At 72.7% G+C, this 12,606-nt stretch carries 12 protein-coding genes; 1 reads left to right on the top strand and 11 read right to left on the bottom strand.

Annotated elements, in window-relative coordinates; all coding sequences use genetic code 11:
* The 3 genes from prcB to dop form a co-directional block, all read right to left on the bottom strand.
* Nucleotides 1-855 carry a proteasome subunit beta gene (prcB, locus tag QI633_RS13250; RefSeq protein ID WP_282429257.1) on the bottom strand — a complete coding sequence of 285 codons (855 nt, stop codon included), beginning with the start codon at nt 853-855 and terminating at the stop codon, nt 1-3.
* A gap of 6 nt (nt 856-861) precedes the next feature.
* A complete protein-coding gene (locus tag QI633_RS13255) occupies nt 862-1,059 on the bottom strand; it encodes a ubiquitin-like protein Pup (RefSeq protein WP_282429258.1) in 198 nt (65 codons plus the stop codon).
* A 180-nt stretch (nt 1,060-1,239) separates the two neighbouring features.
* Nucleotides 1,240-2,748, bottom strand: coding sequence for a depupylase/deamidase Dop (gene dop, locus QI633_RS13260; protein ID WP_141798758.1), 1,509 nt, complete (start codon nt 2,746-2,748; stop codon nt 1,240-1,242).
* 103 nt (nt 2,749-2,851) lie between these two features.
* Here dop and QI633_RS13265 point away from each other — a divergent pair, with 103 nt between their 5' ends.
* Nucleotides 2,852-3,667 (top strand): DUF1206 domain-containing protein, encoded by an 816-nt coding sequence (locus tag QI633_RS13265; protein ID WP_282429259.1) that lies wholly within the window; start codon nt 2,852-2,854, stop codon nt 3,665-3,667.
* Nucleotides 3,668-3,890: 223 nt separating this feature from the next.
* Here the strand turns inward: QI633_RS13265 and QI633_RS13270 are convergent, their stop codons facing one another.
* The 8 genes from QI633_RS13270 to QI633_RS13305 are packed head-to-tail and all read right to left on the bottom strand — an operon-like array spanning nt 3,891 to nt 12,594.
* Nucleotides 3,891-4,325, bottom strand: coding sequence for an aminotransferase class V-fold PLP-dependent enzyme (locus QI633_RS13270; protein WP_349016731.1), 435 nt, complete (start codon nt 4,323-4,325; stop codon nt 3,891-3,893).
* On the bottom strand, nt 4,240-5,094 hold the full coding sequence (locus tag QI633_RS13275) for an aminotransferase class V-fold PLP-dependent enzyme (protein ID WP_282429260.1): 855 nt from the start codon (nt 5,092-5,094) through the stop codon (nt 4,240-4,242). Before QI633_RS13275 ends, QI633_RS13270 begins: the two co-directional genes overlap by 86 nt.
* The gene (locus tag QI633_RS13280; RefSeq protein ID WP_282429261.1) at nt 5,091-6,296 is read right to left on the bottom strand and encodes an amidohydrolase family protein; all 1,206 of its coding nucleotides are present in this window, start codon (nt 6,294-6,296) and stop codon (nt 5,091-5,093) included. Before QI633_RS13280 ends, QI633_RS13275 begins: the two co-directional genes overlap by 4 nt.
* A complete protein-coding gene (locus QI633_RS13285; RefSeq protein WP_282429262.1) occupies nt 6,293-7,372 on the bottom strand; it encodes a DUF917 domain-containing protein in 1,080 nt (359 codons plus the stop codon). Before QI633_RS13285 ends, QI633_RS13280 begins: the two co-directional genes overlap by 4 nt.
* Nucleotides 7,369-8,934, bottom strand: a complete 1,566-nt coding sequence (locus QI633_RS13290; protein ID WP_282429263.1) for a hydantoinase/oxoprolinase family protein — start codon at nt 8,932-8,934, stop codon at nt 7,369-7,371. Before QI633_RS13290 ends, QI633_RS13285 begins: the two co-directional genes overlap by 4 nt.
* Nucleotides 8,935-8,976: 42 nt before the next feature.
* The gene (locus QI633_RS13295) at nt 8,977-9,972 is read right to left on the bottom strand and encodes an ABC transporter permease (protein WP_141798753.1); all 996 of its coding nucleotides are present in this window, start codon (nt 9,970-9,972) and stop codon (nt 8,977-8,979) included.
* The gene (locus QI633_RS13300) at nt 9,969-11,528 is read right to left on the bottom strand and encodes a sugar ABC transporter ATP-binding protein (protein WP_141798752.1); all 1,560 of its coding nucleotides are present in this window, start codon (nt 11,526-11,528) and stop codon (nt 9,969-9,971) included. The genes QI633_RS13295 and QI633_RS13300 overlap by 4 nt, the downstream gene beginning before the upstream one ends.
* Nucleotides 11,529-11,538: 10 nt before the next feature.
* Complete coding sequence (locus QI633_RS13305; protein WP_141798751.1) at nt 11,539-12,594, bottom strand: sugar ABC transporter substrate-binding protein; 1,056 nt, start codon at nt 12,592-12,594, stop codon at nt 11,539-11,541.
* Nucleotides 12,595-12,606: the final 12 nt, after the last annotated feature.

Consider the following 12,606-nt stretch of genomic DNA (forward strand, 5'->3'; position numbering starts at 1 on the left):
TCAGGCCTCCTCCCCCGCGCCGGGCAGGGGTGCGAGCGGTCCGTCGGGTCGGTCCATCCGGGCGCCCACGACCTGGTCGGCGAGCGCACCGATGGCGGCCTCGTCGAGCTGGACGGCGCCGTCGGCGGTCACGACCCACACGATCGGGAAGATCCGGCGGGTCAGGTCGGGCCCGCCGGTGGCGGAGTCGTCGTCGGCGGCGTCGTAGAGCGCCTGCAGGCAGACCCGGACGGCGTCGTCGGAGGACAGCCCGTCGTGCCACAGCTTCTTCAGCGCGCCGCGGGCGAACAGCGAGCCCGAGCCGACAGTGAAGAAGGAGGCCTCCTCGTGCCGGCCGCCGGTGACGTCGTAGCCGAAGATCCGGCCGGTGCCGCTGTCGAGGTCGAAGCCCGCGAACATGGGGACGACGGCCAGGCCCTGCATGGCCATGCCGAGGTTGGCGCGGATGAGGGCGGAGAGCCGGTTGGCCTTGCCGTCGAGGGAGAGGATCGAGCCCTCGATCTTCTCGTAGTGCTCGAGCTCGACCTGGAACAGGCGGACCATCTCGACCGCGAGGCCCGCGGTGCCGGCGATGCCGACCACGGAGTACTCATCGGCCGGGAAGACCTTCTGGATGTCGCGCTGGGCGATCACGTTGCCCATCGTGGCGCGGCGGTCACCGGCCATGACCAGGCCGCCGGGGAAGGTCACCGCGACGATCGTCGTACCGTGCGGGGCGATGTCTCCAGCGCCGCCGGAACCGGCCGGCAGCGAGCGGCGGGCGGGCAGCAGGTCGGGGGCGTTCTCGGCCAGGAAGTCGCTGAACGAGGAGGTGCCAGGGCGCAGGAAAGAGCCCGGGATGCGTGCGTCGCTCATCGGGGGCTACTCGCCACCCTTCTGGATGAACGACTTCACGAAGTCCTCGGCGTTGGTCTCGAGGACGTCGTCGATCTCGTCGAGGATCGCGTCGACGTCGTCGTCGAGGGCCTCCTTGCGCTCGGCCACGTCGGACTCGGGAGCGACCTCGGTCGTCTCCTCCGTCTCGTCGGACCTGCGCGGCTGCTTCTGCTCCTGGGCCATGACGCCAGCCTATCCACTTAGGCCCGGACGCGTCGGCGGCTGGCTACTACGCGTCGCCCCAGCGGCGCGCTCGCCGCGTTGCGGTCGCTCGACAGTGCAACCAGACTGCCCTCACGCCCGCGCCTTGCGATCGCACCGCTGGGACGACGCTCGCTACGCCACCCGCCGACCCATCCCGGCCTAACGGCTGAGCGCGCGGACCAACTCGTCAGCCGTGGCACACCGATCGATCAGCTCGCCGACATGGGCCTTGCTGCCACGCAGCGGATCGATCGTGGGGACCCGCTGCAGCGACTCGCGTCCGGGCAGGTCGAAGATCACCGAGTCCCACGACGCGGCGGCGATGTCGGGCGCGTACTTCTCCAGGCAGCGGCCGCGGAAGTACGCGCGGGTCTGCTCCGGCGGGTTGGTCATCGCCTGCTCGACCTCGTCGTCGGTGAGGAGACGCTGGATCCGGCCGGCGCCGACGAGGCGGTGGTAGAGGCCCTTCTCGGGACGGATGTCGGAGTACTGGTAGTCGATCAGCTGCAGCTTCGCGTCGTCCCACGCCAGCCCGTCGCGGGAGCGGTACTGCTCGATCAGCTTCAGCTTCGCGACCCAGTCGAGCTGGTCGGCCAGCGACATCGGGTCGGCCTCGAGGCGCGCCAGGACGTCCTCCCACCGGTGGAGTACGTCGACGGTCTGGGGGTCGGCGTCCGCGCCGTAGCGGTCCTCGACGTACTTCTTCGCCAGGTCGAGGTACTCCAGCTGGAGCTGGATGCCGGTCAGCCGCCGGCCGTCGGCCATCGTGACGGTCTGCCGCAGCGACGGGTCGTGGGAGACGGCGCGCAGCGCGGCGACCGGCGTGTCGACCGCGAGGTCGCGCCCGATGAAGCGGTCCTCGATCATCGCCAGCACCAGGGAGGTGGTGCCGACCTTGAGGTAGGTCGCGATCTCGGAGAGGTTGGCGTCGCCGATGATGACGTGCAGCCGGCGGTACTTCTCCGGATCCGCGTGGGGCTCGTCGCGGGTGTTGATGATCGGCCGCTTGAGCGTGGTCTCGAGGCCGACCTCGACCTCGAAGAAGTCGGCGCGCTGGCTGATCTGGAAGCCGTGGTCGCGCCCGTCCTGGCCCTTGCCGACCCGTCCGGCGCCGCAGAACACCTGGCGGCTGACGAAGAACGGCGTGAGGTGCCGGACGATGTCGGCGAAGGGAGTCGAGCGGCGCATGAGGTAGTTCTCGTGCGCGCCGTACGACGCACCCTTGTTGTCGGTGTTGTTCTTGTAGAGCACGATCGCCGGGTTGCCGGGCAGCTGTTGCGCACGACGGGCGGCGTCGAGCATCACCTGCTCCCCTGCCTTGTCCCACCGCACGACGTCGAGCGGGGTGACCACCTCGGGCGTGGAGTACTCCGGGTGGGCGTGGTCGACGTAGAGCCGAGCGCCGTTGGTCAAGATGACGTTCGCGAGCCCCAGGTCCTCGTCGGTGAGCTGCGTGGGATCCGCGATCTGCCGCGACATGTCGAAGCCGCGGGCATCACGCAGCGGCGACTCCTCCTCGAAGTCCCACCGGGCCCGGCGGGCCCGCACGGTCGCCGTCGCGTAGGCGTTGACGACCTGGGACGACGCCACCATCGGGTTGGCGGTCGGCTGGCCCTGGACCGAGATGCCGTACTCCACCTCGGTGCCCATCACGCGGCGCACGCTCATGCGTCCAGCCTACGGTGTCGGACCGACCGTGCGGCGGGATGGCGCACCCCCGATCGGGTAGCGAACAGCCACGGGGAAGAGGGGGGTGAGCCCGGTGGCGGGTGTGGAGCAGCGCACGGAGCAGGCCGCGCGCGAGGCGCGCGACAATCCCGCGGTCACCGGCGTGGCGCGGGCCGGGATGGCGGCGTACGGCGTGGTCTACGTGATCGTGGCGTGGCTGGCAGCGCAGCTGGTGCTCGGCAGCCCCGCCGGCCCGGCGTCCGGGCAGGGCGCGCTGGAGCAGCTCCGCGACCAGCCGCTGGGCGCCGTCGTGCTGTGGCTGGTGGCCGCGGGCCTGAGCGGACTCGTGCTGTGGGAGGCATGCCAGGCCGTCGGCGGCCATCGCGACCAGGAGGGCGCCCAGCGCTGGGCCGCCCGCGGGGTCTCGGCCGGCCGCGGCGTCGTGTTCGCCGTGCTGGCCGTGCTGGCGATCCGGACGGCGAGTGGCCACGAGAGCTCCGGCAGCGGCTCGGGCGGCGCTACTGGCCGGCTGATGGCGTTGCCGGTCGGACCGGTGATCGTCGTGCTGATCGGCCTCGGCATCGCCTGCGTCGGCGTGTTCAGCATCGTCCACGCGGTGTCGGACCGGTGGCGACGCGGCCTCGAGCCGGAAGCCCGCGCGGGTGTGCTCGGGCAGGTGGTGACGGTGCTGGCCAGGATCGGCTTCGGCGCCAGGGGCGTGGCCTTCCTGGTGCTCGCCGGGATGTTCGTCTGGAGCGCGATCACGCACGACCCGGAGAAGTCGGGAGGCCTGGACCAGGCCATCGTCCGCTTCCGCGACGAGCCGTACGGCCCGCCGTTGATGCTGGTGGTCGCCGCGGGACTGGGGTGCTACGGCGTGTTCCACGTCCTGCGCGCCGGCTTCCTCCGCGGGAACTGAGCCGGCCGCTGACGCGACGTGCCGGGCCCGGACCGGGCCCGGCACGTCGAGGAGTCAGCGGCTCTTCGCGACCTTGACGGCGGCGGTGACGCCGAGCGCGACGAGAGCGACGATGATGAGCTTCTTCATGGGATGGCTCCTTCGGGAGTCGGGGGTGGTCGGGACCATCATGGCAAGCCGGTGGGAATCGACGCGCGGCGACGCGCGGCCCCGCCCGCCCCGGTCAAGCCCCGAGCACCGCACCCAGCGCGGTGAGCGCGCGGTCGACGTCGCTCCGGTCGTTGTAGGGAGCCAGCCCGAACCGGAGTCCTCCGCCCACGGGCAGGCCCAGCGCCCGCGCGCCCTCGGCGGCGTAGAAGGTGCCGGCCGACGCGACGACGTCGTGCTCCGCGAGCCCGGCGACGAGCTGCTGCGGGTCGCATCCCTCGACGGTGAGCAGCAGGGTCGGGGTTCGCCGGGCGGCTCGAGAGTGGACCCGCACCCCCGGCAGCCCGGCCAGGCCCCGCTCCAGGATCCGGCGGAGCCCGTCCTCGTGCTCCTCGACCGCGCTCATCGCGCGCGCCAGCCGGCTCCTACGGTCCTCGCCCTCCTGCGCGGGCGCCAGGGACGCCAGCAGGTCGATGGCCGCGGTGGTGCCCGCAAGCAGCTCGTAGGGCAGGGTGCCGAGCTCGAACCGCTCGGGAACGGCGTCGGTCGACGGCGCCGGCCGGCCGCAGGGGCTCCAGGGCCTCGGGACGGGCGATGAGCACGCCGCAGTGCGGCCCCATCAGCTTGTACGGCGAGCAGACCAGGAAGTCGACGTCGAGCTCCCCGAGGTGCACGGGGGCGTGGGCGGCCAGGTGCACACCGTCGACCCACACCTGCGCGCCGTGGGAGCGGGCGAGCGCCGCCGCGGCGGGCAGGTCAGGGCGGGTGCCGACCAGGTTGGACGCACCGGTGATCGCGAGCAGCCGGGTCCGCCCCGAGAGCTGGGCGGCGATCCGCTCGACCGGGATCTCGGTGGTCTCCGGGTCCGGGTCGACCCGGCGTACGACGGCCCCGGCGGCGGCCGCTGCGAGTACCCAGGGCCGGATGTTGGAGTCGTGGTCGAGGGTCGAGACGACCACCTCGTCGCCGGGCGCCCAGTCGGCGGCGATGGTGCGGGCCAGGTCGAAGGCGAGCTGGGTGGCGCTGCGGCCGGTGACCACGGCGTGGTCGGTGGTGCCGAACAGGTCTCCGACGGCGCGGCGGAAGCCCTGGACGACGGCCTCGGCGTTGCGGGCGGATGCGGTCGCCGAGCCACGGTTGGACAGCGGCGCGAGCAGCACCGCGCGCATGGCGTCGGCGACCGGGAGCGGCGTCTGGGTGCCGCCGGGACCGTCGAGGAAGACGGTCCCGGCGGCCAGCGCCGGAACCAGGGACCGCAGCCGGGCGACGTCGTAGGTCACCGGACCACCCCGTCCTGCAGCACCAGTCGGAGGTTGTCGGCGAAGCGACCCAGGTCGGCCCAGTCGCCGTCGAGGACGACCAGGTCGGCGCGGGCGCCGACGGTGACCGTCCCGACGTCGTCGAGCCCGAGCAGCTCGGCGCCGGCACGGCTGGTGGCCAGGACCTCCTCGGGCCGCATCCCGGCCTCGGCCAGCAGGGCCAGCTCACGATGGTTCTGGCCATGGGCGAACACACCGCTGTCGGTGCCGAGCGCGATCCGCACGCCGGCATCGTAGGCGCGGGCGACGGCGGCGAGATGACCCTCGGCGATCCGGCGGGCCTTGGCCTCGACCTCCGGCGGCACCCGCATCCCGGCGTCGATCGACTCGACGAGGGCGACCGGCGCCAGCAGGGTCGGGACCAGCCAGGCGTCGCGGTCCAGCAGCAGCTCGATGCCGGCGTCGTCGAGGTACACGCCGTGCTCGATCGACCGCACGCCGGCGCGCAGCGCGCGGTGGATCCCCTCCGCGCTGTGCGCGTGCGCCATCACACCGAGGCCGTGGTCGGCGGCCTCGGCGACGCAGACCGCGAGTTCGTCGTACGAGAACTGCGGGTGGTGCGGGTCGTCACGGGTCGACATGACGCCGCCGGAGGCGCACACCTTGATCACGTCCGCGCCGGCTCGGGCCAGCTCGCGCACCCGCAGCCGCATCGCCTCGACGCCGTCGACGACGCAGGCCGGACGTCCGGGATGCGGAACCAGCAGGCGTACGTCGTCGCCGTGGACAGTCCAGCCGTCGGCGTGGCCGCCGGTGGGGCTCAGCACCGACACCGCGGTCCGCAGCCGGGGCCCGGGCAGCAGTCCACGCTCCTGGGCGACCTTCATCCCGAGGTCCGCGCCGCCCGCGTCGCGCACCGTCGTCACGCCGGTGGCGAGGGTGGCGGCCATCGCCCGGGCGGCCTGGAAGTACTGCAGCGAGAACGGCTCGGCCTGCAGCCGCTGCGAGTCCATCCCGTCGAAGACGAGGTGCACGTGGCAGTCGACGAGGCCCGGCGCGACCACGGCGCCGGCGATGTCGAGGACCTCGCCGGCGGCGGCCGCCAGCGGCCCGCCGAGGGCCACCTCGGCGATCCGCCCGTCGGCGACGACCACGTCGGCCCGCACCGGGGTGGTCCCGTCCCCGACGAGGACGCGACCACCCCGCAGCAGGGTGCTGGTCATCCAGCGATCTCCTCGACCGCCCGGAAGTCGGTGTCGTAGCCGAACCGGCGCGGACCGCTGATCTCGACGCCGGCCGGGGTGCGCCAGTGCGCGTCGGCCGGCAGGCCGATCACCGCGACCCGGTAGCCGTAGCGGATCACCTCGGACGGGATCGGCTCACCGGAGTCCAGCTCCATCGCCATGATCAGGTCCGGAGTGGTCGCGACGAACTCGCCGTTGCGCGTGGCCGCCAGGTTCTCGTTCTGGAAGTACATGACGAACTCCTGGCCCTCGAACGCGTCGAGACCCACCATGGTCGCCTCGCCGATGGTCCAGCCGTCCTTGTTCTGCCGTTGCACGGACTGCACCTTGCCGGTGAACAGCAGCACGCCGTCCTGCTGGTCGAGCACCGCCTGCACCGGGTTGACGTGCTGCTCGCGGGCCTCACGGATGGCGCGGCCGATGTCGGAGGCCGTCGTGAGCGCGCCGCGGACCAGCCGCTGCTTCGCCTCGGCGCCCGTCATCGGGTAGAGCGCCATCGCGGCGTTCGCACCGCTGGCCAGGACGCCGGCCCGGGCGTAGTCCTCGGCCCAGGCGTTCGTCGCGGTCTCGGCGAACATGGTGTTGCCGTGCTCGTCGAGCATCACGAAGGGCGTCGCCTTCCCGCCGTAGAGGGTCGGGGTGACCATCTCCAGCTTCGGGAACGCGCGGCCCATGCCGTCGGCGTCGATCACCGGCACCCCGGACGGCGCGGCGCACGCGAACGGCGTGACCGCGTTGAGGCCGCCGGCCTCGGCCGGGCAGACGTAGTCGTACCGCTGGCCGGTGAACCGCTCCAGCTCCTGCAGCACCCGCTCGTACTCGGCGGCCCGGGGCAGCTTCTCGATGAGCACGCCGGGCGCGCCGATGCCCGCGATGAACACGATGTTGGCGTCGTCGGGCACCTCCTCGAGGTCGACCAGCGGCACCGGGCCGTGCTTGCGGATCGCGTCGCGGGCCAGCAGCATCCCGACGTGCGGGTCGCCACCTCCGCCCGAGCCGAGGATCGTCGATCCGAGGGTCATGTCGAGCAGCGCCTGCTCGTCGATCAGCTTCATGCCAGTGCACCTTCCAACTCGCTCTTGGTGGCCGTGAACGGCCCGACTGCCTTGATCCGGACGTGCACCGCGCCGCCGCCGGGCAGGTGGGTGAGCGGCACGTCCTCCACGTCGATGACCCGGACGAGGTCCGGGTCGGCGCCGGCCTCGACGGCGAGGCGGCAGGCCTCCTCCTCGGCCTCGGCGAGCACCTCGGCCCGGGTCCGGGTGGCCAGCGAGTAGGTCCGGTCCACCTCTCCCCCGGCCTCGGCGAAGGCGGCGCCGACGGCGTTCGCGACGCCCGCCTGGTCGGGGATGACCAGGTCCTCGAGTCCCGGCACGGCCTTGAGCAGCGGGGCGCCGCCGCCGACCACGATCACGGGTACGGCGTCCTCGCTCAGCTTGGTCCGCTCGACAGCGTGCACCAGCCGGTCGCGTACGACGGCCAGCGCCTGCTCGATGGTCGCCAAGTCGATCCCGGCGGCCCGGGCGGCCTCGCCCACCTCGGGTGCGCCCGCCGCGACGGCGACATCGGTGAACGTGACGGTGGAGCCGCCGAAGACCAGCGCCTCCTCGGTGATGCGGTAGCCGACGCTCTCCGGGCCGACCACGGCGCCGGCGTCGGAGACGATCGTGCCGCCGCCGAGGGCCAGCGAGAAGACGTCGGGGATCCGGAAGTTGCTGCGGACCCCGGCCAGGCTCATCGCGACCGTGGACTCGCGGGGGAAGCCGTTCTGCAGCAGGCCGATGTCGCTCGTCGTGCCGCCGACGTCGACGACCACGCCGTCCTGGAGGCCGGTCAGCAGGGCCGCGCCGCGCATCGAGTTGGTGGGCCCTGACGCGATGGTGAAGATCGGGTAGGCGCGGGCCCGGTCGAGGGACATCACGGTGCCGTCGTTCTGGGAGAGCAGCACCGGAGCGGCGATCCCGACCCCGGCCACGACCTTCTCGAGACCGTCGACGACGTTCTCCGCCAGCCCGAGCAGGGCGGCGTTGAGGATGGTCGCGTTCTCCCGCTCGAGGAGGCCGACCCGGCCGACGTCGGCCGACTTGGTGATGGTCGCGTCCGGCAGCTCCTCGGCGAGGATCACCGCGGCCCGGTCCTCCGGCTCGGGGTTGACCGAGGAGAACACCGAGCTGAGCGCGACCCGGCGCAGGCCGGCGGACCGGATCTGCGCCGCGATGGCACGCAGCCCCGGCTCGTCGAGGTCCGAGAGCAGCCGCCCGTCGAACTGGGAGCCGCCCGCGCACACGAAGATGTGCTCTCCGACGACCGAGCGCAGGTGCTCGGGCCAGCCGTTGTGCGGGAACATGCTCTGCGGCGGCGTCGCCAGCCGCACGAAGGCGACCGGCTCGAGGCCGCGGGCCTGGGCGATGGCGTTGATGAAGTGGGTCGTGCCGATGAAGACCGACGAGACGTCGGGGGCATCGACCTCGCGGAGCACCTCGGTGAGGGCGGCGAGGATGCCGGACGTGACGTCGGGGGTGGTCGGGCTCTTGGTCGAGGCCACCACCCGGGAGCCGTCGAGGACGGCTGCGTCGGTGTTCGTGCCACCGACGTCGACTCCGATGCGCAGGGACATGGGGACTTCCTCTCGAGGGTGTGGACGCGCGGATGCGCAGGGTCAGTCGCGCCGGGCGCGGTCGATGCCGACGGCGACGAGGAGGACGACGCCCTGCACGGCGCCGATCCAGAACTGGGGCATCCCACTGAGCAGCAGGATGTTGGCGAGGACGACGAGGAACAGGATCCCGAGCAGGGTGCCGAACAGGCTGCCCTGGCCGCCCGAGAACCGGGTCCCGCCGAGGAGGACCGCGGTGAGGGCGAAGAACTCGTTGCCGAGCCCGGCCGAGGGGTCCGCGGCGCCGAGGTTCCCGAGCAGCAGCAGGCCGGCGACACCGGCGCACAGCGAGCAGATGCCGTAGCAGGCCATGGTGATCGCGGTGACCGGGAGCCCGGCGAGGCGGGCGGCCTCGCGGTTGCTGCCGACGGCGTACACGTTGCGGCCGAACACGGTGCGGTTGAGCACCACCCACAGCAGTGCGAACACGACAGCGGCGACCACGATCGGGGTGCGGATGCCGAGCACCTCGCCGTTGGCAAGGGTGTCCAGCGCGGGGCTGTGGACCGGCTTGCTGGCGCCGTCGAGGATCACCCGCAGCAGGCTCGGCAGGATCGTGTACGTCGCCAGCGTGACGATGAAGTAGTTCATCCGGGCCCGGGTGATCAGCAGGCCGTGCACGACCGCGCCGATCGCGGTGGCCGCGAGCAGGCACACGACGATCATGAGGCCGTCGGTGAAGCCGTGGCCGACCAGCAGGTAGACCAGTCCCCCGGTGAAGCCCTGGACCGCTCCGGTCGACAGGTCGAAGCCGACCTGGAGGACGACGAACGTCTGCCCCAGCGCCATGACCAGCACGGCGGAGTAGGTCGCGAGCTGGAGCATCAGGAAGTCGGCGTCCCGCATCTGGGCGACGAACGGCATCGAGCCCAGGAACATCGCGAGCAGGATCAGGCCGAACAGGGTCTGCTGGCGCAGCGTCGGCGGGAGGGCGCGGACCCGGTCGAGCAGCGGGCTGCCCGAGCCGGAGGGCTCCACGGGAGCGGTCACGGCAGTCATGCGAGCACCTCTTCCAGGTTGTCGGTGGGATCGGTCGGAGGTACGACGGCCGGCGCCGTCGAGCCGAGCGAGGCGGCGAGCACCTCGTCGGGGGTGGTGGCCGAGCAGTGCCGGTCCAGGACCACGCGGCCGTCGTAGAGCACGACGATCCGGTCGGCCAGCGCGAACAGCTCCTCGAACTCGCTGCACACCACGAGCACCGCGGTGCCCTCCTCGGCGCTGGCGACCAGCGCGTCGTGGATGGCGCTGCGCGCGGCAGCGTCGACGCCCTGGGTGGGCTCGTCGGCGATCACGACCTTGGGCCGGCCGGCCAGGGCGCGGGCGACCACGACCTTCTGCTGGTTGCCGCCCGAGAGCAGGCCGGCCTGCTTGTCGGGCAGCGGGGGCCGGATGTCGTACGACGCCACCAGGCCCCGCCCGACCCGGCGCTCGCCGCGCCGCGACCGGAACAGCCCGGTCCGCAGGGTCGGGTCGACCTGCCCGAGGAGCAGGTTGGCCTCGACGGTCTGGTTGCCCATGATCGCGGCAGCGTGCCGGTCCTCCGGGATGTAGGCGATGCCCGCGGCCCGCGCCGAGCGGATGCTGCCGGTGCGCACCGACGTCCCGTCGACGGTGACCGTGCCCTGCGCCGGGTGTGACCCGGCGAGCGCCGCGGCCAGCCGGGAGCGGCCGCTGCCGCTCTGCCCGGCGACGCCGACGATCTCGCCGGCCCGGACGGCCAGTTCCGGCACGTCGAGCCCGCGCCAGCCCCGCAGGCCGGCGGCCCGCAGCACGGCCGGGGCGTCGTCCACGGCCCGGTGGTCGCGGTCGACCCGGGACTCGGCGGACAGCAGGGCGACGATCTCCCGCTCGGTCTGCGGCGTGACCGCGCAGTCGAGCTGGACCCGCCCGTTGCGCAACGCCACCACGTCGTCGGCGAGCTCGAGCACGTCCTTGAGCCGGTGCGACACGATCAGCACCGTGCCGCCGCGCTCGCGGAAGGAGCGCACCAGCGCGTGCAGCGCGACCACGCCGTCCTCGTCGAGCACGGCGGTCGGCTCGTCGAGCAGCAGGACCTGCGGGTCCCGGGCCATCGCCGCCGCGAGCTGCACCAGCTGGCGGGAGGACTTGTTCAGCGAGCCGGTCGGGCGGTCCAGCATCTCGGCCGGCAGCAGGCCCGCGACGTGCTGGGCCGCGAACCGGCGGGCCCGGCGGTCGTTGAGGAAGAACCCGGTGCGCCGCGCCGCGCTGACCAGGCTGACGTTCTGCCACACGGTGAGGTGCCCGGCCAGGGTCGGCTCCTGGGGAACCAGGACCACGCCGGCGTCGAGCGCCGAGTGGACGGACCGGACCTCGTGCGCGCCGAAGGCCAGCACCCGCCCCGCTGACGGAGCCAGCAGGCCCGCGAGGATGCGGAGCAGGGTGCTCTTGCCGGAGCCGTTCGCGCCGACCACGGCGGTGACCCGGCCGGGCGCGAAGCTGAGGTCCACCTCGTCGAGGGCGAGGGTCGGACCGAACCTGCGGGACACGGACACGACCGACAGCGCGGGTGTCGTCTCGAGACGGTGCGCGTTCACGGCCGGCGCCTCAGTAGGTGTGCGGGAGCTCGACGTACTGGATGCGCTCGGGCCACGGCACGAAGTCGGCCACGTTGTCCTGCGTGAAGATCTTGCCCAGCGGCGCCTCGACGACCTCGTTGTCGAGCTGCTCCCCCTCGAGCGAGCGCGCGACCAGCTGCGCCATCTCCTTGCCGTAGTTGGTGCCGTCGAAGTCGTACGACAGCGCCAGCTCGCCGGTCCTGAGCTGCTCGATGTTGGCGTCCTCGCCGGCCATCGTCGCGATCTTGACCTGGTCGAGCATGCCGGCCTGCTTGGCGGCGGCGATCGCGCCGGTCGCGGAGGCCGAGTTGTAGACGACGAGGGCGTCGAGGTCGGGGTGCTGGGCGAAGATGCCCTGCGCGATCTGCTGGGCGCCGGGAGCGTCGTCCTTGAGGTTGCGCTGGTTGGCGGGGTCGCCCACGATCTTCAGTCCGCCGGCCTCGAGCCCCTCGACGGCGCCGGCCACGGCGTTCTCGATGTTGTCGGTGGGGATGCCCGAGAGGACCGTCGCCTCTCCCTCTCCGCCGACGATCTCCGCGAGTGCCTTGCCGGTGTCGCGACCCCGCTCCTCGTCGGGGAAGGCGAGCTTGCCGGTCACGTCCAGGCCACCGAGGTCCTGGAAGATGAACAGCGGGATGCCGGCCTTCTTGGCGGCCGCGACGCCGGGGCTGATCGAGTTCACGTCGAGCGGGAAGGCGACGATGGCGTCGACGTCCTGCGCGATCGCCTCCTGGATGCGCTGGTTGGCGACGGCGAGGTCCAGCTGGTTCTGCGCGTTCGTCTGGTAGACGTCGACGACTTTCGCGCCCTGGGCGTTCAGCTCGGTCGCGAGCCCCTGGGCGATGCCCTCCATGAGGGCGTTGCCGGGCAAGCCGTCGATGTAGGTGACGGTCTTGCCGGCCAGCGGGCCCGAGGCGTCGATGGTCGCGGCCTTGACCTCGGGGGCGGCGGCGCCGTTCCCGGAGCCGCCGGTCGAGCCGCTGCTGCACGCGGTGATGGCGAGCGTGGCCGAGGTGGCGAGAGCGAGGAGGAGTGGACGGTTCATGATGTCTCCCGG

The organism is Nocardioides sp. QY071, assembly GCF_029961765.1.
Lineage (GTDB): Bacteria > Actinomycetota > Actinomycetes > Propionibacteriales > Nocardioidaceae > Nocardioides.